General features: G+C 70.9%; 18 protein-coding genes. 6 read left to right on the top strand and 12 right to left on the bottom strand.

What is annotated here, in order from left to right:
- Nucleotides 1-20: 20 nt before the first annotated feature.
- Both ACESK8_RS04785 and ACESK8_RS04780 read right to left on the bottom strand, forming a co-directional pair.
- Complete coding sequence (locus ACESK8_RS04785) at nucleotides 21-821, bottom strand: YidC/Oxa1 family membrane protein insertase (RefSeq protein ID WP_372967519.1); 801 nt, start codon at nucleotides 819-821, stop codon at nucleotides 21-23.
- A 62-nt stretch (nucleotides 822-883) separates the two neighbouring features.
- The gene (locus tag ACESK8_RS04780; protein WP_372967518.1) at nucleotides 884-1156 is read right to left on the bottom strand and encodes a DUF6412 domain-containing protein; all 273 of its coding nucleotides are present in this window, start codon (nucleotides 1154-1156) and stop codon (nucleotides 884-886) included.
- An 80-nt stretch (nucleotides 1157-1236) separates the two neighbouring features.
- On the opposite strand from ACESK8_RS04780, the gene ACESK8_RS04775 reads away from it, so the two are divergent.
- Nucleotides 1237-2283 (top strand): NAD(P)H-dependent flavin oxidoreductase, encoded by a 1047-nt coding sequence (locus ACESK8_RS04775; RefSeq protein WP_372967517.1) that lies wholly within the window; start codon nucleotides 1237-1239, stop codon nucleotides 2281-2283.
- 9 nt (nucleotides 2284-2292) lie between these two features.
- On the opposite strand, the gene purU is transcribed toward ACESK8_RS04775, so the two are convergent.
- On the bottom strand, nucleotides 2293-3144 hold the full coding sequence (purU, locus tag ACESK8_RS04770; protein ID WP_372967516.1) for a formyltetrahydrofolate deformylase: 852 nt from the start codon (nucleotides 3142-3144) through the stop codon (nucleotides 2293-2295).
- A gap of 74 nt (nucleotides 3145-3218) precedes the next feature.
- Here purU and ACESK8_RS04765 point away from each other — a divergent pair, with 74 nt between their 5' ends.
- Complete coding sequence (locus ACESK8_RS04765) at nucleotides 3219-3698, top strand: glutaminase (protein ID WP_372967515.1); 480 nt, start codon at nucleotides 3219-3221, stop codon at nucleotides 3696-3698.
- 32 nt (nucleotides 3699-3730) lie between these two features.
- Here the strand turns inward: ACESK8_RS04765 and ACESK8_RS04760 are convergent, their stop codons facing one another.
- From ACESK8_RS04760 to ACESK8_RS04735, 6 genes are all read right to left on the bottom strand, one after another.
- Nucleotides 3731-4453: a GMP synthase gene (locus tag ACESK8_RS04760; protein ID WP_372967514.1), complete on the bottom strand. Its 723-nt coding sequence runs from the start codon at nucleotides 4451-4453 to the stop codon at nucleotides 3731-3733.
- Between the two features lie 67 nt (nucleotides 4454-4520).
- On the bottom strand, nucleotides 4521-5258 hold the full coding sequence (locus tag ACESK8_RS04755; protein WP_372967513.1) for a LysR family substrate-binding domain-containing protein: 738 nt from the start codon (nucleotides 5256-5258) through the stop codon (nucleotides 4521-4523).
- A 43-nt stretch (nucleotides 5259-5301) separates the two neighbouring features.
- Nucleotides 5302-5709, bottom strand: a complete 408-nt coding sequence (locus tag ACESK8_RS04750; RefSeq protein WP_372967512.1) for a DapH/DapD/GlmU-related protein — start codon at nucleotides 5707-5709, stop codon at nucleotides 5302-5304.
- An 81-nt stretch (nucleotides 5710-5790) separates the two neighbouring features.
- On the bottom strand, nucleotides 5791-6564 hold the full coding sequence (locus ACESK8_RS04745; protein WP_372967511.1) for a DNA-formamidopyrimidine glycosylase family protein: 774 nt from the start codon (nucleotides 6562-6564) through the stop codon (nucleotides 5791-5793).
- The gene (locus ACESK8_RS04740) at nucleotides 6564-7418 is read right to left on the bottom strand and encodes an EI24 domain-containing protein (protein WP_372967510.1); all 855 of its coding nucleotides are present in this window, start codon (nucleotides 7416-7418) and stop codon (nucleotides 6564-6566) included. Before ACESK8_RS04740 ends, ACESK8_RS04745 begins: the two co-directional genes overlap by 1 nt.
- A 34-nt stretch (nucleotides 7419-7452) precedes the next feature.
- Nucleotides 7453-12045: an ATP-dependent helicase gene (locus ACESK8_RS04735; RefSeq protein ID WP_372967628.1), complete on the bottom strand. Its 4593-nt coding sequence runs from the start codon at nucleotides 12043-12045 to the stop codon at nucleotides 7453-7455.
- Between the two features lie 69 nt (nucleotides 12046-12114).
- Here ACESK8_RS04735 and ACESK8_RS04730 point away from each other — a divergent pair, with 69 nt between their 5' ends.
- Nucleotides 12115-12525 (top strand): DUF6157 family protein, encoded by a 411-nt coding sequence (locus ACESK8_RS04730; protein WP_372967509.1) that lies wholly within the window; start codon nucleotides 12115-12117, stop codon nucleotides 12523-12525.
- A 2-nt stretch (nucleotides 12526-12527) separates the two neighbouring features.
- Here the strand turns inward: ACESK8_RS04730 and ACESK8_RS04725 are convergent, their stop codons facing one another.
- Complete coding sequence (locus ACESK8_RS04725) at nucleotides 12528-14201, bottom strand: ABC-F family ATP-binding cassette domain-containing protein (protein WP_372967508.1); 1674 nt, start codon at nucleotides 14199-14201, stop codon at nucleotides 12528-12530.
- A 256-nt stretch (nucleotides 14202-14457) separates the two neighbouring features.
- On the bottom strand, nucleotides 14458-15114 hold the full coding sequence (locus ACESK8_RS04720) for an alpha/beta hydrolase (RefSeq protein WP_372967507.1): 657 nt from the start codon (nucleotides 15112-15114) through the stop codon (nucleotides 14458-14460).
- Nucleotides 15115-15227: 113 nt separating this feature from the next.
- Here ACESK8_RS04720 and ACESK8_RS04715 point away from each other — a divergent pair, with 113 nt between their 5' ends.
- Both ACESK8_RS04715 and ACESK8_RS04710 read left to right on the top strand, forming a co-directional pair.
- Nucleotides 15228-15830 carry a DUF4916 domain-containing protein gene (locus ACESK8_RS04715; RefSeq protein WP_060927669.1) on the top strand — a complete coding sequence of 201 codons (603 nt, stop codon included), beginning with the start codon at nucleotides 15228-15230 and terminating at the stop codon, nucleotides 15828-15830.
- Between the two features lie 145 nt (nucleotides 15831-15975).
- Nucleotides 15976-17799, top strand: a complete 1824-nt coding sequence (locus ACESK8_RS04710; RefSeq protein WP_372967506.1) for a hypothetical protein — start codon at nucleotides 15976-15978, stop codon at nucleotides 17797-17799.
- 78 nt (nucleotides 17800-17877) lie between these two features.
- Here ACESK8_RS04710 and ACESK8_RS04705 read toward each other — a convergent pair whose 3' ends face one another.
- Nucleotides 17878-18945, bottom strand: coding sequence for a low specificity L-threonine aldolase (locus tag ACESK8_RS04705; RefSeq protein ID WP_372967505.1), 1068 nt, complete (start codon nucleotides 18943-18945; stop codon nucleotides 17878-17880).
- A gap of 92 nt (nucleotides 18946-19037) precedes the next feature.
- Here ACESK8_RS04705 and ACESK8_RS04700 point away from each other — a divergent pair, with 92 nt between their 5' ends.
- A complete protein-coding gene (locus ACESK8_RS04700; protein WP_372967504.1) occupies nucleotides 19038-20531 on the top strand; it encodes an MFS transporter in 1494 nt (497 codons plus the stop codon).
- Nucleotides 20532-20540: the final 9 nt, after the last annotated feature.

Raw genomic sequence — 20540 nt, 5'->3', positions numbered from 1 at the left:
CCGACGAGGTGAGCGAGACCTCAGGCTGCGACCGCCCCCTTTCCGGCCCTCTTGCCCGATGTCGCCGTGCTCGGTGCTGACGTCGGCAGCGGATAGCGGCGGCGCAGCAGCATCCGCTGGACCAGCGTCCAGACGACCGTGACCGTGAGATACAGCGCGGCGGCGAGCGGCACGAAGGCGGCGAACACCGCAGTGAGATAGTGCAGCGCTCCGGCGATCCGCACCATCGTCGGGGAGTTCAGCGGTGAGTCGTCCTCGGCCGGGGCCGGGCGGAACACCCGCCTGCTGATCTCCGCCACGGCGATCATCACGACGATGAGGGCGCCGAACACGATGAGGGTGGCCGCTGACGCGTCGCCCCCGAACACCGCTGACACGAGACTGGTGCCCAGCGGAGCGCCGAACAGGTCATGGCTGAGCAGGTCGTTGGGATGGCCGGCGATCTCGGTGCGGATGAAGAGCGTGTACAGGATGCCGACGACGGGCGCCTGAGCGAGCACCGGCAGCATGCCGGCGAACGGAGACGTGTTCTCGGAGCGGTACAGCTCGAGCATCTCCTTCTGCAGTCGCTCGGGGTTCTTCTTGTGGCGACGCTGGAGCTCACGCAGCCGCGGCGCGAGGCGCGCCCTGGTCTGCTCGGCCCGCGCCTGGGAGATCCCGACGGGGATCAGCAGCGCACGCACGAGGAGGGTGACGAGCACCACGGCGAGGGCCGCGGCGGATGCACCCGCGAAGGGTGCGACGAGGGTCGAGAGTCCGGCGAGAGCGCCGTACGCGCCGTCGAGAAGGGCGGCGAGGGGAGGGAAGGCGAAGATGTCCATGGGTGTCCGTTCGTGGGTCGGGAAGGGTCGGCGAAAGCCGCGCGGTCCCTCACGAGGACGGACTACGCGGCGACGGCGACTCCCGGCGCACGAGGGCGCGGGTGACCGGCGGCATCAGGATCGCTCTGCGCGAGCAGCGTCGACACGTCGATCGCACGCTGCGGATGCGGAGAGCTGTCCGCCGTCGGCGGCACGAGGCTCAGCGCGACGACGAGGGCGAGCGTGGTCAGGGCGACGAGGGCGATGGCGAGGCCGACGGCTGCCGCATCCGGCAGCGCGACGAGGCCGAGCGCGGACGCGACGAAGCCGAGCATCTGCCCGAACCACTCGCCCATGCGCATCTCCTGATCGTTGCTTCGACGGTACCACCCGTCATGCCCGCCCGCTCCGGTCGCGACGGGGATAGCCTCGATGCATGGCTGATCTGCGTGCACTGCTCGGCATCGAGCATCCGATCGTCCTCGGCCCGTTCGGCGGTCTCTCCTCCCTCGCCCTGACCGCCGCCGTCAGCGAGGCGGGCGGACTGGGTGGATACGGGCTCTACGGCTACGACGGCGACCGCATCCGCTCGACGATCGCTGAGCTGCGGGAGGCGACGAGCCGGCCGTTCGCCGTCAACATCTGGCTTCCCACCGGCGACGAGGTCGAGCCGGATGCGAAGCACACCGTGTTCGCCCAGACGCTGCAGCCCTTCTACGACGCCGTCGGCATCGACGTCCCCGCGCGGCCCGAGCGCTACCTGCCTCCGCTGGACGAGCAGCTCGACGCCGTCTGGGAGGCGGCGCCGCCGGTGCTCAGCGTCGTGTTCGGCGTGCCGTCCGCCGACGTCATCGACGAGGCACACCGACGGGACATCCGCGTCGTGGGCACCGCCACGACCGCTGCGGAGGCGGTGGCGCTGGGCGAAGCGGGAGTCGATGCGGTCGTCGCGACCGGACTCGAGGCCGGTGGGCACCGCGTGTCATTCCTGCGCCCCGCCGAGGAGTCGCTGATCGGGACGTTCTCGCTCGTCCCTCAGGTGGTGGATGCGGTGGATGTGCCGGTGATCGCGGCCGGAGGGATCGCCGACCGACGAGGAGTGGCTGCGGCCTTCGCTCTCGGCGCCTCCGCCGTGCAGGTGGGAACGGCGTTCCTCGCGACCGCGGAGTCCGCGGCGACCGCGGCGCACCGAGACGCCATCCGCTCCACTCCGGCAGATGCCACGGTGCTCACCCGCGCGATGAGCGGACGGCTCGCTCGAGGCGCCCGCAACCGCGCCGTGCGCGCGATCGAGGCGAGCGGCACGATCGCGCCGTTCCCGATGCAGAACTGGCTCACCGGTCGGTTCCGCGCCGCTGCAGGTGAGCAGAACCTCGGCGGACTCCAGTCGCTGTGGATGGGGCAGAGCGCCCCGCTGGCCCGCTACCCGACCGCTGCGGAGGCGTTCGGCGAGCTGCTCGCGGGTGTGCCGGACGAGCGCTGATCCCGGGCGTCAGAGGATGACGGTCGAGCGGCCGTGCACGATCACGCGGTCCTCCGCGTGCCACTGCACCGCGCGTGCGAGCACCAGGCGCTCGACGTCGGCTCCTCGGCGCTGCAGCTCGGCCGCCGACTCGGAGTGCGTGACGCGGGTGACGTCCTGCTCGATGATCGGCCCCTCGTCGAGGTCCGCCGTGGCGTAGTGCGCCGTCGCGCCGATCAGCTTCACACCCCGGTCCTTGGCCCTGGCGTAGGGGTTCGCCCCGATGAAGGCGGGGAGGAAGGAGTGGTGGATGTTGATGACGGGGGCGCCGAGCCCCTCGATGAAGTCGTCCGTGAGGATCTGCATGTACCGGGCGAGGACGACGAGGTCGACGTTGCCGCGGAGCAGCTCGAGCTGACGCTGCTCCATCGACTCCTTGTCACCCGAGGGGATGTGCACGAACGGCACGCCGAACGAGCGGACCGACTCGGCGAGGTCGGGGTGGTTGGAGACGACCATCGTGACGTCGATGTCGAGCTGCCCCCGCTGCGTGCGCCACAGCAGCTCCATCAGGCAGTGGTCGTACTTCGACACGAAGATCGCGACGCGCTTGCGGCGGGCGGTGTCGTGCAGCGACCATTCCATGCCGAAGCGCTCGGCGACGGGCGCGAGGTCGGCCTCGAGAGCCGTGCGGGCGGCGGAGAGCCCGGGCAGGTGGATCACGGTGCGCTGGAAGAATCGGCCGCCCTCGGAGTCGGTCGAGTGCTGGTCGAGCGAGATGATGTTCGCGCCGTGCGCGGAGAGCACGCCGGCGACGGCGGCGACGATGCCGGGCTGGTCGTCGCAGGCGATCAGCAGGCGGGCGGTGTCAGGCTGAGACATGGGGGCTCCTCGAGGGTGTGCATCGATTCTGCCGTGGATGGGTTCAGCGGGCGAATCGCGCCTACCCTGGAGGGATGCAGCAGTCAGGTGAGTCCGCCGCACAGCTCCTCGCAGAGGCGCGGACCGCGCTCGCCGGTGTCCCGAAGGAGGGCCTGGGTGAGGACAAGGACTCGCGGTGGCGTGGTCGACGCATCGTGCGGATCGGCGACGCCTGGCACCTGGGTGTCCTGCTCCTCACGGACACGCACGCGTTGGCGACCGCGGAGGTGCTGCGCGCCGCCGACCCCGGACGGAGAGGGTACACGGCGGAGTCTGCGCGCGAGCGTGCGGAGCGACGGGCGCTCGCACTGCGCGGCGGTTTCGGCGAGGGCGACGTGGTGCACGTCGGCTGGACGGTCATCGACGTGGACGCGGTGGACGCCGGGGGAGAGTCCGGGCCGCTCGCGACGAGGGACGGGGCCGTCTCGGTGCGGTGGAGTCAGGCCGGAGGGTGGATGCCGTTGGTGGCATATCTGCGGGAGCGGGTGGAGCTTCTGCGGGCCTCGGCGGGCTAGCGGGCTGGCGAGCGGGCGGCGGGCCGTCGGCCTCAGACGGCCGCGAAGGTCTCGGCGAAGCGCCGCAGCAGCGCCGCACCCTCGGTGACCGAGGCCGAGAGGACCTGCCCCTGGACGAGATCGAACTCCTCGGGGTCGAAGTAGCCGGTCGTCCGGTAGAACGTCATGCGGTCGGCGAAGTCACGCGGTGTGGGCTCGGGGTGGAACTGCGCGGTGTACAGGTGCGTTCCCACCCGGTACGCCTGCACCGGACAGGCGTCGTTCGTCGCGAGCAGCACCGCCCCGTCCGGCAGGGCGGCCGCACTCTCCTTGTGCGCCGTGAACACGGTGAGGGCGGGCGCGCTCGGACCGAACACCGGATCGGATGCACCCGCCGCGGTCGTCTCGATCACGGTGGCACTGGCCGACTCCGGGGTCGACAGGGTGACCTCGCCCCCCAGCATCCGTGTCACGACCCCGATGCTGAAGCAGGTGAAGAACGCCGCGATCTCGGCATCCATCGCCGTGCGCGCGATGTGCTCGAGGTCGGCTTCGACGCGCAGCTGCACGGACGACTTCTCGACGTCGCTGACGTTGAAGGGCGAGCCGCCGACCACCACGCCCTGGTAGCGGGCGAGCCGTGCCGGATCCAGGCGCTCGGTGAGCAGGTCGAGGCGGTCGACGACGTCGACGCCGAGCGCCCGGCGGAACGAGGCGTGCTCGGCATCCGCCGCCCCGAGTTCGGGGCGCACACAGACGTAGAGAAGCGAGACCACCACGAGAGTCTAACGACGAGGCGGCGAGCCCGATGACGCGGGGCGTCGGCGGGACGTCGGCGGGACGTCAGCGGGACGAGTTGGAGGTGCGCCCCCGCACGATGCCGATGAACGTCTCGACGTCGGGCGTGGTGCGCTCCCGTCGCCACGCGAGGGCGACGGTCGACGTCGGGCCGTCCGCGAGAGGGCGGTGCTCGACATCCTTGCGGTGGTGCAGGCGCGCCAGGGACATCGGGACGATGACGATCCCCGTGCCCGTAGCGGCGGTCGCGATGGCCTCCGCGACCGGAAGAGGAGCGAACCGGGGCGCGACGGCTCCGGGGATGTCGAGCGGACCGAGCGGGTCGTCGCTCGGGACCATCACCAGTTCGCCGGCGAGGTCCGCGATCGTGAGCTCGTCGGCGGCCAGCAGGTGCGACTCGACCGAGGCCACCACCACCGGCACCTCGTCGTAGAGGGTGATCACGTGCAGGGAGTCGTCGGTCAGAGGCAGGCGCACCAGGGCGGCGTCGAGCTCGTGGACGGCCTCGCGCTGCTCGGCGACCGCGATCGGGACGAGCTCGACGGGGACGTGCGGCATTCGCTGCTTCCAGGCGTCGATCCACTTGCCCGGGGTCGCGCCCGGCACGACTCCGAGGCGGAAGGTGCGCGGCTCCTCGGCTTCCGTCGGCGCATCGAACACGACGCCGGACGTCTTCTTGGGGGGCCTGGGTGCCGGGAACCGCTGCGCGGGGGCCGCCTTGTTCCGGCGCACCGGAGAACCCTTGCCGGCGCGCCCCGCCGGTCGTCGTCCCTGAGTCGCCATGTGCTCCAGGGTACCCGCCGACACTCGGCGGGACCGCCCGCGGTCAGGCCGCGAGCCAGAGACCCTTGGGGTCGGTCGCGACGGTCAGCCCGGCGGCCACGGTCTCGTCGTCGCCGATGCGGGCACCGCGCACGATGCGCGCCCCTGCTCCGACCTCCGTGCGGACGCCGATGGTCGCTCCGTCTCCGACGGCAGCACCCTGCCCGATGTGTGCGTGCGCCTCGACGTGCGCACCCTCGCCGATCACGGCATCCGGTTCGATCCATGCGCCGCGGGCGATGGTCGCCCCGGCGCCGATACGCGCGCCGGGTTCGATGTAGGCGCCCGCTTCGATGTGCGCCTTCGGATGGACCTTCGCGCCATGCGCGACGAGACCGCGACCGTTGGCGTGCTTGCGGTATCGCAGCGTGGCGCCCTGGTCGTTCTCGATGTCGACGTAGTTCTTTCCCACGATTCCTCCCGTGTTCCGGAGTGCCCCGGATATATCAATAACCACGGGTGTCCCGGATTCATTCCCGAGCATGGATGCGGGTCATCTCTGGCAGGTCGGACACCAGAAGGTGATGCGCTCGCGAGTCGGATCCGCGCCCTGCTCGCCGCGTCGGATGAGCGTCCCGCACCGCCGACACGGCCGCCCCGCTCGGCCGTAGACCCACGTCCCCTGGCCGGGGCGATCGACGCCGGTGAAGGTGCGGTTGCGGCGATCCCGGTTCATGCGGATCGTGCGCACCCCGAGCTCGAGGAGGGCGGGCACGTCGACCTCCTGCGCAGGGGTGGTCGGCAGGATTCCGCGGAGGAACAGGAGTTCTGCCGCGTACTCGTTGCCGAAGCCCGCGACGTTGCGCTGGTCGAGGAGAGCGACGTGGATGCTGCGGGAGTCGGCGCCGACCCGCCGGGCGGCCTCGACGGGGTCCCAGTCAGGTCCGAGTGGGTCGGGGCCGAGATAGCCGACCAGCTCATCCTCGTCGCGGGTGGGCACGACCTCGATCTCGGCGAGATCGATGCCGACGGCCTCGCGCTGGGCGGTGCCGACGATCGCGCGCACCTTGAAGGCCGGATGCCGCCACTTCTCGCCCGCACGGTAGACGAGCCAGGCGCCGTCCATGCGCAGATGGGAATGGAGAGTGCTGTCGCCGATGCGCAGGAGCAGGTGCTTGCCCCGAGCGATCGACGAGCGGATCGGCTGCCCGGTGAGATCGAGGGTCGCGAAGCGCGGCACGCGCAGGTCGAAGCGCGCGACCTCACCGCCGACCAGCGCCTCGTCGAGGCGTCTGGCTGTGCGGAAGACGGTGTCGCCCTCGGGCATCAGACAGGTCCTGGCCCGGGGGGTGCGGGGGGTGCCGTGGGGGGCGCGGGTGCGGCGGGTGCTCTCGGTGCCGGGGGTGCGGCGGGTGCCGGGGGTGCGGCGGGAGGCGCGAGCTGCGGCAGCGGCGTCCGCTGCATCATGCTGCGCGCGAGCGTCGTGGCCCCGGCCACAGCGGCCGGCATGACAGCCACCGCGCCACCCGGGATGAGGAAGCAGAGCTGGGTCGCGACTCCGAAGCCGAGCACGCGCGCGCGACTGCCGCGGAAGAGCACGGCGCGGTCGGCCGGGCTGAGTCCACGGGCGTCGAAGGCGCGGCCCGTGAGCTCGCGGGCCAGCATCCGTCCTGACAGCATGACGCCGCCGACCGCGCCGAGGAAGCCACCGACGAGGGGGATCAGGCCGAGCAGCAGCACGAGGATCGCGATGAGGATGCCGAGCAGTACGAGACGAAGGCTCTCGCCCACCGCCATCCAGAATCCGCCGCCGTCAGACGGAGGAGCGTCGCCGAGATCGGTCTCGACCGCCCGCCAGATGCGCTGGTAGAAGGGGTCGCCGATCGCGAGCGCGAGCGCGCTGAACACGGCGCTCGCGAGCGCGAGCGCGGCGACGAAGACGACGATCCCGACGGCAGCGCGAAGGGCCGAGCGCCACGCCGGGATCCAGCCGTCGGCGAACGGGGTGAGCGCGTCGGAGAGAGGGCCGAGCGACAGTGCCAGGGGCACGAGACCGGCGAGCAGGATCAGGGCGGCGATCACCCCCGGCACGAGGCCGAGGGCCATGAGTCCCGGTCGCCGCCGCCATGTGCCGAAGCCACGCAGGAGGGTGCGGATGCCGTCGACGAACTCCCCGATCATGCGTCCAGCCTAGAAGCAGCGATCATCGGGTCGGTCAGATCGCCTTGCGCAGGGTGTAGCCGCGCGGTGTCGCGACGAACCCGGCCTCCTGCAGTGCGAGCGCGAGCTCGGTGCCGTAGACGCCGTCTCCGTTGACCTTCTCGACCGTGAGGGTGTCGAGTCGGCGCGCGCGGGCGGTGGTCGCGAGGTCGGCTGCCGCGGCCCGCAGCACGTCCGCGTCGTCGGTGAAGCACAGCACCGTGCGGCCGCCGCGTTCGAGGTACAGCACGAGCGATCCGTCGACGAGCACGACCAGACCCCCGGCCTTGCGACCGGGACGGTGCGACACGTCATCGCGCTTGGGCCATCCGAGGGCTGCGCCGTAGGGGTTGGCAGGGTCGGTCGCTGCGAGCGTGACGGCGGCCCGCGGCGGCGGATCGGCGAGGCCGGCGAAGGTGCGCAGCCGGTCGACGGTCGCGGAGGCGGCGAACTGGGCGGCGCCGAGCCTCTCGATCACATAGCCCCGGCGGCAGTGGCCAGCCTCTTCGAAGCCGGCGAGCACCCGGTACGTCTGGGCGAATCCGCCGGGGACGCCCTCGGCCTGCACGGCGCCGCGCGTCACCACCCCGTAGCGATCCAGCAGCAGCCCGGCGGTGACGGTGGCGCGACGAGCGGCATCCGTCTCGACCGAGGGGAGCAGTGACCAGCGTCCGCCGATCGAGGTCGGCCGCGGTGCGGTGCGGGCCAGGGACATCCCCCGATAGGTGCGTGTGCGCGGCGACCGCCGGGTGACGCGGTGAGCCTGCGAACCGCCGGCGAGCAGAGAGCGGATGGGCGCGAAGGTGTCGTTCGTCACGCGTCCCGCCCAGGTCAGCGACCAGAGCGCCTCGAGCACCGACTGTTCGTTCTCGGCACCGGCCATCTCCTTCAGCTGCCCGGCGAAGTACGCACCACCCGCCTCGAGCGCTGCGAGCACCCGCGCCTCCAGCGAGTCGGCGGCGATCTCGTCGTCGGGCTCGGGCAGCGTGAAAGGGGCGAGGTCGGCCGGGTGCAGCGAGACCCACCCGTCCCGACCGGGCAAGGTGCCGTGGCCGGACCAGATCACCTCGCCTGCCGCCGTGAGCTCGTCGAGCAGGGCAGGGGAGTAGTCGCGCACCCGTGAGGGAAGAACGAGCGATTCCCAGGCACTCGCGGGGATGGGGACACCGGCGAACTGCTCGATGACGGCGAGCACGCCGTCGAGGCCCTCGAGAGGTCGGCCGAGGTGCTGCCAGTCGGGGAGGAACCGCGCATAGGCCTCCGGAGAGACCGGTTCGACGCTGCCGCGGATCGCGGCGAGCGACCGCATCCGGAGTCGGCGCAGCACCTCGGTGTCGCACCATTCCGTCTCGTTCCCGGTGCCCGACGCCTCGGGCAGGAAGTATCCGCTCGTGAGCCGCCCCGAGTGCTCCAGGCGCTGCAGGGTGTGGCGGGCCACGGCCGCACCGAGGCCGAAGCGGGCGGCGATCGCATCCGTCGTGAACGGACCGTGGGTGCGGGCGTACCGGGCGACGAGGTCTCCGAGCGGATCCGCCAGAGGTTCGAGGAACGCGACGGGGATGCCGGTCGGCAGGGCTGCACCGAGGGCATCGCGGAGGCGGCCCGCGTCTTCGATGGCCGCGACGCGGGTCGTGCCGGCCACCGTGACAGGTATGGCGCGTCTCGCGGTGATCAGGGCGTCGAGGTGCGCGGACGCGGCACCGGTCTCGGGGTCGAGGCGCGCGTCGATCTCGGAGGCGTCCATCGGACCGAGCATCCGCAGCAGGTCGGCCACGCCCTCGAGTCCGCGCGCGCGGCGCTCCGGATCCAGGCGCTGCGCCTCCCGTTCGAACTGTGCGATGACCTCGGGGTCGAGGAGCTCGCGGAGCTCGACCGTGCCGAGGAGCTCGCCCAGCAGTGCGGGATCGACCGACAGCGCGGCGGCGCGACGCTCGGCGAGAGGCGAGTCGCCCTCGTACATGAACGCGCCGACGTAGCCGAACAGCAGATCGCGCGCGTAGGGCGAGGGCTGCGAGGGCTGGGTCTCGACGAGACGGATGCGTCGGTCGGCGATCGACACCGCCAGCCGCCGCAGCGACGGGAGGTCGTACACGTCCTGCAGCACTTCGCGCAGGGTCTCGAGGATCACCGGGAAGGTCGGATGCCGCCGGGCGACCTCGAGCAGCTGCGCCGACCGCTGGCGCTGCTGCCACAGCGGGGTGCGGCGGTTCGGATTCGTCCGCGGCATGAGCAAGGCGCGGGCGGCGCACTCGCGGAAGCGCGAGGCGAACAGTGCGGATCCGCCCACCTCCTGGGTGACCAGCTGCTCGAGCTCGTCGGGATCGAACACGAACAGCTCGGCACCAGGAGGCTCCGTCTCGGCATCCGGGATGCGGACGATGATTCCGTCGTCGCTCGCGACCGCCGACCCCTCGACGCCGAGCCGCTCGCGGATGCGGGCGTTGATCGCGAGCGCCCACGGGGCGTGCACCTTCATGCCGTACGGGGAATGCAGGATCACCCGCCAGTCGCCCACCTCGTCGTGACCGCGCTCGACGGTCAGCGTGCGGTCGGTCGGCAGAGTGCCCGTGGCCTCGCGCTGCTCGGTGAGATGCGCCATGAGGTTCGATCGCGCCTGCTCGTCGAGTCCGGCGTCGATCAGCCGCTGCGCCGCCTTCTCGGGAGTCGCGGACGACACCTCGCGGGAGAAACGGCCGAGAGCCTCGCCGAGTTCGAAGGGCCGGCCGATGCCGTCGCCGTGCCAGAACGGCACCTTTCCCGGCTGGCCGTACGCGGGGATCACATTCACGCGATCGTGCGTGATCTCGGCGATGCGCCAGCTCGTCGTGCCGAGCGTGAAGACGTCGCCGACCCTCGACTCGTAGACCATCTCCTCGTCGAGCTCGCCGACGCGGGCGCCGGTCGTCTCGCCGGCGACAAACACGCCGAAGAGGCCGCGGTCGGGGATCGTCCCGCCGCTGGTGACCGCGATCCGCTGCGCCCCGGGCCTGCCGGTGAGAGTGCCGGCATCCCGATCCCACACCAGTCGGGGCCGCAGCTCCGCGAACTCGTCCGAGGGGAAGCGCCCGGCGAGCAGGTCGAGCGTCGCCTCGTATGCGGAGCGGGGGAGCGACTGGAAAGGCGCGGAGCGTCGCACCGTCTCGAACCACTCCTCGACGCTGATCTCGCCCAGGGCGCTGGCGGCCACGGTCTGCTGCGCCAGGATGTCGAGCGGATTGCGCGGCACCTGGATCGCCTCGATCTTGCCCGCGAGCATCCGCTCGGTCACGATCGCGGTGTGCAGCACGTCGCCGCGGTGCTTGGGGAACAGCGCAGCACGGCTGATCTCGCCGACCTGGTGGCCCGCGCGGCCGACGCGCTGCAGACCGGACGCCGCCGACGGCGGAGCCTCGACCTGGATGACCAGATCGACCGCTCCCATGTCGATGCCGAGCTCCAGACTGCTCGTCGCGACCACGCAGCGCAGCACCCCGGACTTCAGCTCCTCCTCGACCTGCGCGCGCTGCTCCTTCGACACCGAGCCGTGGTGCGCCTTGGCGAGCACCGGGTCCGCTCCGGCCGTGGCGCCGGCCTGCGCCATCATCGCCGCCGGGACCGTCGAGTCGGGCAGCGCGACCCCGATGCGCTCGGAGTAGATCTCGTTCAGACGTCCGGTCAGTCGCTCGGCGAGCCGACGGGAATTGGAGAACACGATGGTCGACTTGTTCTGCAGGATGCGGTCGACGATCGCCTCCTCGACATGCGGCCACACCGAGCCCGTGACCTCGGTGTACTCCGCATCCGGGCCTTCTCCCGCGTCGCTCGGTGCACCGGGAGGCGGCGGCGGATTCGTCATGTCGTCCATCGGGACGACGACTCCGAGCTCGAAGGTCTTGGATGCCGGCGGCGCGACGATCTCGACCGGCGCGGCACCGCCGAGGAAGCGGGCGACCTCGTCGATCGGGCGGACGGTCGCCGACAGGCCGATCCGCTGGGCGGGGGACTCGTGCCCGTGGATGCGGCGCAGGGCGTCGAGCCGCTCGAGGCTCACCGCCAGATGGGCGCCGCGCTTGGTGGCCGCGACCGCGTGCACCTCGTCGATGATGACGGTGTGCACGTCGCGCAGCGTCTCGCCGGCGCGGCTCGTGAGCATGAGGTAGAGCGACTCGGGGGTCGTGATGAGGATGTCGGGCGGGTCGGCGACCAGCTTGCGTCGATCGCTCGAGGTCGTGTCGCCCGAGCGCACTCCGACGGTCACCGCCGGTGCCTCGACGCCGAGCCGACGGGCCGACTGGCCGATCCCGATGAGAGGGGAGCGCAGGTTGCGCTCGACGTCGACGCCGAGCGCCTTCAGTGGCGAGATATAGAGGATGCGCGTGCGCGAAACGTCGGCGTCCTTCGTGCGCTTCGCAGCCGGGGTGGGCTGCTCGGTGCGCTCGCGGAACACGCTGTCGATCGCCCACAGGAAGGCGGAGAGCGTCTTGCCGGAGCCGGTCGGCGCCACGACCAGCGCGTGCTTGCCCGCCGAGATCGCGTTCCAGGCGCCGGCCTGAGCGGGGGTGGGTGCGGGAAAGGCACCCCGGAACCAGTCTTGCGTGGCAGGGGTGAACCGATCGAGCACGTCGCTCATCCCTCCATCATCGTCGGTGCCACCGACATCGGGGTCGCCATTGTCGGTGGCCACGGGCATCCTGTATGCATGGCGACGCACACCACGAACTACGTGAGCACCTTCATCGAGGTCGCAGAGGACTGCCCCGTCGACCACGCCGAAGAGCCGCCGACCGGCGAGAAGCCGACGATCGCGGCTCTGCACCATCGCCTGATCGCCGAAGAGCCGTATGCGCGCACGTCGGATGACGTGATCTTCGCCACGCACGCGCTGCGGAACGGGATCGACCCCGACGACGTCGCCGCCCGCGAGGCCTTCTTCGCGAAGGGACAGCCGTGCCTGCGCTCGTCGCCGCTCGGCAAGCGCTACGGCTGGGGCATCGCCCATGACGCCGACGGGCGGGTGGCCCTGGTGCCCCGAGACTCGGAGGAGTACGCGCTGCTCGCCGCCGACCCCGCGATCGCCCATACCAGGGCGATGCGGAGCCGGCGGGCCTGAGCTCAGCGCTCGATCAGGGAGCCGTCCGGCTCGATCTCTAGCAGGAGTCCGAGATCGAGTCTCGCGAGGAACGCGTCGTCGTGGCTGACGACGAGCACGGCGCCGCGATAGGCGCGCAGCGCCTCGACGAGCTGGTCGACCGTGTCGATGTCGAGGTTGTTGGTCGGCTCGTCGAGCACCACCAGGTGCGGGGCCGGATCCGCGAGCAGCAGCTTCGCCAACGCCACCCGGAACCGCTCCCCGCCGGAGAGCGCCGCGACCGGGCGTTCGGCGGTGGCCCCGCGGATCAGGAAGCGGGCGAGCCGGTTGCGCAGCTCCTTCTCCGGCACCTGGGGCGCCGCATCCGCGATGTTCTCGAACACGGACCGGTGCTCGTCCAGGCCGTCGACGCGCTGCGGCAGGTAGCCGACCCGATCGGTGAGAGCTGTCGCGGTCAGCACGTCTCCATAACTCCGGAGATCCGCGTCGCGCCCAGCCACATCGGCTTGATCCCGGGCGTCGGGTGCCGCATCTCCGGAGTTGTGGCGAGCAGACGCCACCAGCCGCTCGAGCAGAGTCGTCTTGCCGACGCCGTTCCGACCGATCAGTGCGACGCGCTCGGGGCCCTGGATGATCCAGGACCGCTCCCCGTCGTCGATCGCCGCGATTCGACGGCTGCGCGACACCTGCGGGTCCGGCAGCTCGATCTTCATCGAGGCGTCCGACCGGAGCCGACGACCTGCGTCGTCGAGCGCGGCTCTGGCGGCATCCTCCTTGGCCCCGACCTCGGTGCGCAGCCGCCCCGCCGACACCTCGGCAGCCATCTTGCGACCGTGCGCGACGATCTTCGGCACGCGCTTCTCGATCTCGGCCTTCTTGGCCGTGCGGGCACGATGTGCCAGCTTGACCTCGGCCTCGATCCGCTGACGCTTCTCCTTGCGGAACTCCTGCTTCGCGGTGACCTCCGCCTGTCGCGCCGCCTCCTGCTCGGCGTCCAGCCAGGCCCTCCATTCGGAGTACGGGCCGCCGAACACGCTCAGCGTCTGGGCGTAGAGCTCGGCCGTGTCGTCCATCAGCTCGAGGAGCGACAGGTCGTGACTGACCACGATCAGCGTGCCCTTCCACGACCTGACCATCGCGGCCAGTGCGGCGCGTGCCTCGCGGTCGAGGTTGTTCGTCGGCTCGTCGAGCAGCGTGATCGGGGCCTTGCGGAGGCGGATGCCGGCGATGGCGACGAGCACGGCCTCACCGCCCGACAACTCGCCGATGCGCCGGTCGAGGAAGCCGGGGGCGAGCCCGGCCTCCGCGAGCGACATCTCGGCGCGCGCCTCGATGTCCCAGTCGTCGCCGACCGCGTCGAAGTGCGCTTGGTCGACGTCGCCGACGCTGATCGCCCGGACGGCGTCCAGGGCATCGGCCACCCCGAGCAGCTCGGACACCCGGCGGTCGACGTCGAGAGTGAGCCGCTGTGGCAGGTAGGCGACGTCGCCGGTCGTCGTGAGGAACCCCGAGGTCGGGGCCAGCTCGCCCGCCATGAGGCGCAGCAGAGTCGACTTGCCGGCGCCGTTTCGGCCGACGAGCCCGGTGCGCCCGGAGCCGAACGAGCCCGAGACGGCATCGAGCGCCGTCGTGCCGTCGGGCCAGGTGAACGTGAGACGGTCGAGAGTGACCGAGGAGTGAAGAGTGGGGACTGACATGGTGTCTCCTGTCGAGTGCGGGGTGCACTGACACCGGTCGCCCGGGATCCCGTCTGAGCGGGGGTGCCGTCGAGAAGGACAGCGGGCGTGGTCTGCCGTGGAGTCGGCGATCGTCGGGTCAGCGCGCGAGAGAAAGAGCGCGGAGGCGACGGATCAGATCAAAGGACTTCCAGACACGGCGGACAGGACTCCACGACGATACCCGGGCGTGTCGGAGTTCCGCAACCCCGGGCGTGTCGCTCCGATCGCAGGGGCGTCAAGATGCGGCCGAGCGCTCCGACCACTTCGCGAGGAACGTGTGCACGTCGCCCAGCTCTGCCTCCGAGATGCTGTGGGTGAGTCCCGTGTACACGCGGCCGGACAGCTCCGAATGCGACGGCAGCCAGTCGGCGGTATGGGCGATGCGCGCCGCAGGGATGACCTCGTCGTTCGTCCCTCGACCCCAGAACACCGGTGGCCGGGTCTCGGCGAGCACGTCGTCGCCCTCGAGAGCGCCGGACGCGACGTATCCGCTCAGCGCGACGACTGCGGCGACGCGCTCGGGCGCGAGGCGCAGCGTCTGGAGCGCGACGGCCGCTCCCTGCGAGAAGCCGAGGAGCGCCACGGACGGTGCGTCGGCGGCCGCGTCGTCGAGCCAGCGCAGGAGCGCCTCGGCTGCGGCGGTGACCGTGGCGGGGTCGGGTTCGGTGAGGTCCTCGATGGCGTACCAGGAGCGCCCTGGCATCGGCCACGGGGGAGTGAGGGGGGCGGCGACGGATGCCACGGCGATGCCGTCCGGCAGGTAGGGGAGCAGGCCGAAGACATCGTGCTCGTCCGAGCCGTAGCCGTGCAGGAGCACGAGCAGCGGCATCCCTGCGCGTTCCGTCGTCGACCAGCGGGTGAGGAGGCCGTCGATCACCAGTTGTTCGCTCACGCCTCCATCCTGCCAGCGGCCGACGACAGACCGTCGGCGGGCGGCGCGATCGTATGCCGGTCGCCGGCGTCAAGCCGGTGTCGGCTCGCGGGCACGGCTGGTAGAAAGGACACATGGCCGTCCGCACACCTGATCCCGACCCTGAGCCCGACGACGGGATCGAGGGCTTCGGCGACGCTCAGCCGCCGTCGCGCGATGCGAATCCGGGATGGTTGAGCGAGTTCGAGCTCGCTGAGGCCCGTCGGCACCTGCCGATGCTCTACGTCGAGGCGATCCCGGTGCGTACCGACGGGTCGGGGCAGGTCACGGAGATCGGCATCCTGCTGCGGTCCACCCCCATGGGAGAGATGACGCGCACGATCGTGTCGGGGCGCGTGCGCTTCGGCGAGACGATCCGTGACGCGCTGTTCCGCCATGTCGAGAACGATCTCGGCCCGATGGCCTTCCCGCTCCTGCCGCCGCAGCCGCTGCCGTTCACGGTCGCCGAGTACTTCCCGATTCCCGGGGTCAGCGCCTATCACGACGATCGGCAGCATGCGGTGTCGCTCGCCTTCGTCGTGCCGGTGACGGGAACCTGCGAACCCCGCCAGGATGCGCTCGAGGTGACCTGGTTCTCGCCCGAGGCTGCCGGATCGGATGCGGTCGCCGCCGAGATGGAGGGTGGGCGCGGCACGCTCATCCGACTCGCGCTCGCGAATCTCGGCCTGCTGCGCTGACAGTCTGATCGCGTTCGGCACCTTTTTCTCCACCGATTGTGGCGCCGAACTGTATTCCGGTGTATCCATATCTCAGGTGATCTGTCCAGAGCGCCGTATCTGACGGCGGTCGCCTGGCCGCCTCTCCTGCCCGAGAGGATGCCTCATGGTGTTCCCCGCACTCACCCGATCTGCGCGCTCCGCCGCCGCGACGGTGACCACCGCACTCCTGGCTTCGATGCTGGTCGCGGTCGGCGCGCCCGCATCCGCGGCCGTCCCGGCCGTCAGTGCTGAGACGGCGGCCGTCGTCGCCCCCGAGCACGCGGCCATCGCCGATCAGCTCCCGCTCGCACTGGCGGAGGCCGCGAGCGTGGCGACGCAGCCGCCGGTGGGAGAGCCCGACGCCGTGGGCGAGATCTCGGGCACCGTCGACTTCCCCGATGGGGTCGATCTCGCGGCAGGGCGCACGTACGTCGCCGCCTACGCGCCGGGAACCGAGCGCTCGACACCGCTGGCCGCCGCTCCTGTCGCCGACGACGGCACCTATCTGCTGCGCGTGCCCGTCGGCGACCTCGTGCTTTCGGTGCTCTCCGAGGGGCGCGCGGTGTTCGACACGGAGGTCCGCACCGGACTCGGGGAGGATCCTGCCCTGCTCTCGCTCACGCCGGACGGGCTGTCGGCCCAGGACGCGATCCTCGAGCCCTCCGCGGCGCTCTCGGGGATCGTCACCATGCCGGCCGGCGTCGGTCTCGCCGATGATCGCGTCGCCGTCGCGGTGTATCCCGCCGACGGTGCGGGCGGCGTGGTCGCCGCAGCGAACTACGTCGCCGGCGACGGGTCGTACGTCGTCGGTGGAATCCCGGCCGGCGACTACCGGGTCGCGTTCCTCTCGGCGGCGCCGGGTGCCGTCTCGGAATGGTGGAACGACGCGCCCACCTTCACCAAGGCCACTCCGGTCGTCTTGGAAACCGTGCAGTCGCGCGGTCAGGTCTCCGCGACGCTCGCGGCCCTCCGCATCCTCGACACCTCCGTCCCCACGGTGTCCGGCACGACGACCGTCGGACAGACCCTGCGCGTCGCGCCAGGCGCGTGGACCACAGGGGCGACCTTCACCTACCAGTGGTACGCCAACGGGGCGGCGATCGCGAAGGCGTCCGCATCCACCCTGGTTCTTCCGGTCGCGCTCGCCGGCAAGCGGATCTCCGTCAAGGTGACCGGGACCAAGAGCGGGTACGCCTCCGCGTGGCAGGTGTCCGCTTCGACGGCCGCAGTGCTGCGCCCGCTGGCTGCTCCCGTGCCGACCATCACCGGCACGGCCACGGTGGGGAAGACGCTCACCGCAAAGCCCGGCACGTGGACCGCAGGGACGAGGCTCACGTACCAGTGGTACATCAACGGTGCCGCAGTCTCGCGGGCGAACGCGGCGTCGTTCAAGATCCCTGCGGCTGCCGCGGTCAAGACGATCACCGTCGTGGTCACCGGCGCGAAGGCGGGGTACGCCTCCGCATCGAAGCGGTCGAAGGCGACGGCGGCGGTCAAGGGGCTGCTCTCCGCCCCGGTGCCCCGCATCACCGGATCGGCGCTGTTCGGTTCACGCCTCACCGCCTCCGCCGGCTCCTGGACCAGCGGCACGAGGCTCACCTACCAGTGGTACATGAACGGAAAGGCGATCAGGGGTGCGACCGGCTCGTCGCTCGTGCTCACGGCAGCGATGGTGCGCTCGCGGATCACGGTGAAGGTGACCGGCACCAAGAGCGGCTACATCTCGGCGGCGAAGGTGTCGGGCGCGACCGCGGCGGTCGCATATCCGGCGCAGGCGAAGCCGGTGTCGACCTGGAACTGCCCGGCATGGGCGCCCATCAAGGGCAACAAGAGCTCGATGATCTACCACGTGAAGTCCGGTGCGTTCTATACGCGCACCAAGCCGGAGGCGTGCTTCTCGAGCGAGAAGGCGGCGGTCAACGCCGGGTATCGCAAGTCCAAGCGCTGACGCCTGCGGACTGTCTGCACGCGACGAGGCCCCCGCCACCGGAACCGGCGGCGGGGGCCTCGTTCGCACGGGGGACGCTCAGCGTGAGGTGAGCCTCGCGAGCTCTGCGACGAACGCGTCGACATCCGACTCCTCGGTGTCGAAACCGCACATCCACCGCACCTCGTTGCGCGCGGCGTCCCAGTCGTAGAACCGGAAGGAGGCGCGGAGCTGATCGGCGATGCCGTCCGGCAGCGCGGCGAACACGCCGTTCGACTGCGTCGGCTGGGTGAAGGTCACTCCGGTGATCTCGCCGGCGGCGATGCCGGCCTCGATGGCCGAGCGCAGGCGCTGTGCCATGGCGTTCGCGTGCTGCGCGTTGCGCAGCCACAGGTCGCCCTCGAGCAGCGCGATGAGCTGCGCGGAGACGAAGCGCATCTTCGACGAGAGCTGCATGTTGAACTTGCGCAGGTAGCGCAGGCCGGTCGACGCCTCGGGGTTCAGCACCACGATCGCCTCGCCGAGCATGGCGCCGTTCTTGGTGCCTCCGAAGCTCAGCACGTCGACGCCGGCGTCGCGCGTGAAGGTGCGCAGCGGCACGTCGAGGGCGGCGGCCGCGTTCGAGATGCGCGCACCGTCGAGGTGCAGCGTCATCCCGCGCTCGTGCGCATGGTCCGCGAGCGCACGGATCTCGTCGACGGAGTACAGCGTGCCGAGCTCCGTCGACTGGGTGATCGAGACCACGAGCGGCTGCGCACGGTGCTCGTCGCCCCAGCCCCAGGCCTCACGGTCGACGAGCTCGGGGGTCAGCTTGCCGTCGTCGGTCGGGACGGTGAGCAGCTTGAAGCCGCCGATCTTCTCAGGGGCGCCGCCTTCGTCGACGTTGATGTGCGCGGTGGATGCCGCGATCACAGCGCCCCAGCGGGGCAGCATCGACTGCAGGCCGGTGACGTTCGCGCCGGTGCCGTTGAACACCGGGAAGGCCTCGATCCCCTCGCCGAAGTGCGAGCGGAACACCTCCTGCAGACGTTCGGTGTAGGCGTCCTCGCCGTAGGCCACCTGGTGCCCGCCGTTGGCCGTGGCGATGGCCGCGAGGACCTCGGGGTGGACGCCGGAATAGTTGTCGCTGGCGAAGCCCCGGACCGCGGGGTCATGCTGAATAGTCACCGCACAAGCCTAGGCCCGGAAGCGGAGTCGCGATGCTCGGGAGCGGCATACAGCACTTCCGAATGTCCGCGGCCCGGCCTACCCTCGGACCCATGGATCGCAGCGCTGCGAAGACCGCCTTCGCCAACGTCCTCGTCAACACGCTCATCGCGAACGTGACGACGAGCTTCCTGTGGTTCGCGCTGACGTTCTGGGTCTACATCGAGACCCAGTCGGTGCTGGCCACGGGCATCATCGGCGGCGCCTACATGCTGCTCATCGCCTTCTTCGCGATGATCTTCGGCACGATCGTCGACCGCAACCGCAAGCACACCGTCATGCTGCTCTCGAGCGTGATCTCGGCCATGGCGTTCCTCATCGCCGGTGCGCTGTATGTGTGGCAGCAGGAGGCCGCGCTGCTCGATCTCGGCGGCCCGTGGTTCTGGCTCTTCTCGGCGATCATCCTCTTCGGCGGCGTCATCGAGCAGCTGCGCAACATCGCGCTCTCGACCACGGTCACCCTGCTCGTGCCCGAGGAGCGCAGGGCGAATGCCAACGGGCTGGTCGGCACCGTCCAGGGGTTGGCGTTCCTGGTGACCAGCGTCTTCTCCGGGCTCTCGATCGGCTTCCTCGGCATGGGGTGGACCCTCGCGATCGCGATCGGCGCGATGGTGCTCACCTTCGTGCACCTGCTCTTCATCCGCATCCCGGAGGGTGCGCCGAAGCCCGACCCCGACGCGAAGAGCGCGCTCGACTTCCGCGGCAGCGTCACGGCCATCCGCCTCGCGCCCGGGCTGTTCGCGCTCATCATCTTCTCGACGTTCAACAACCTCATCGGCGGCGTGTACATGGCCCTGATGGACCCGTACGGCCTCACCCTCTTCGATGCCCAGATGTGGGGCTTCGCGCTGGCGTTCGCGTCGACCGGATTCCTGATCGGCGGCGGGCTCGTCGCCAGGTTCGGGCTCGGTCCGAAGCCCATGCGCACGCTGCTGCTCGTGGTGATCGCGATGGGGATCCTGGGATCGGTGTTCATGCTGCGCGAGTGGTGGCCGCTCTACGTCATCGGCATGTGGGTGTACATGGCGCTCGTGCCGCCGGTCGAAGCCGCCGAGCAGACGATCATCCAGAAGGTCGTGCGCTACGACCGCCAGGGCCGCGTGTTCGGAGTCGCCGCCGCGATGGAGGCCGCCGCCGCCCCGGTGACGGCGTTCCTGATCGCGCCGATCGCGGAGTTCCTGATCATCCCGTACATGAAGACGGATGCCGGGCAGCGGAGGTGGGAGTGGCTCCTCGGTGAAGGAGAGGCGCGAGGCATCGCCCTGATCTGCCTGTTCGCGGGCATCATCATGGTCATCGCCGCGACCCTGGCGTTCTTCACGAAGTCGTACCGCCAGCTCACCGAGCTCTACGCGAACGCCCCGGAACAGGATCTCGGCGAGAACGGAGGCGAGACCGGAGGCGAGAACGGAATCGGAGGCGCGGCCGCGAGCGGAGACGTGAGCGCGAGCGGGACGAGGAACGAGCGCGGCGAGCGCGGTTCCGAGGTGGAGGCGCCTCCACCCCTGCGCGGGCTGCCGCCGGAAGTCCCCGACGCGCGCCGCTGACGTGCGCCG

The sequence above is a fragment of the Microbacterium sp. genome (genome assembly GCF_041641055.1).
Classification (GTDB): domain Bacteria; phylum Actinomycetota; class Actinomycetes; order Actinomycetales; family Microbacteriaceae; genus Microbacterium.
The sequence above is the reverse complement of the archived record's forward strand: the minus strand, read 5'-3'. Positions and strand labels throughout refer to the sequence as shown.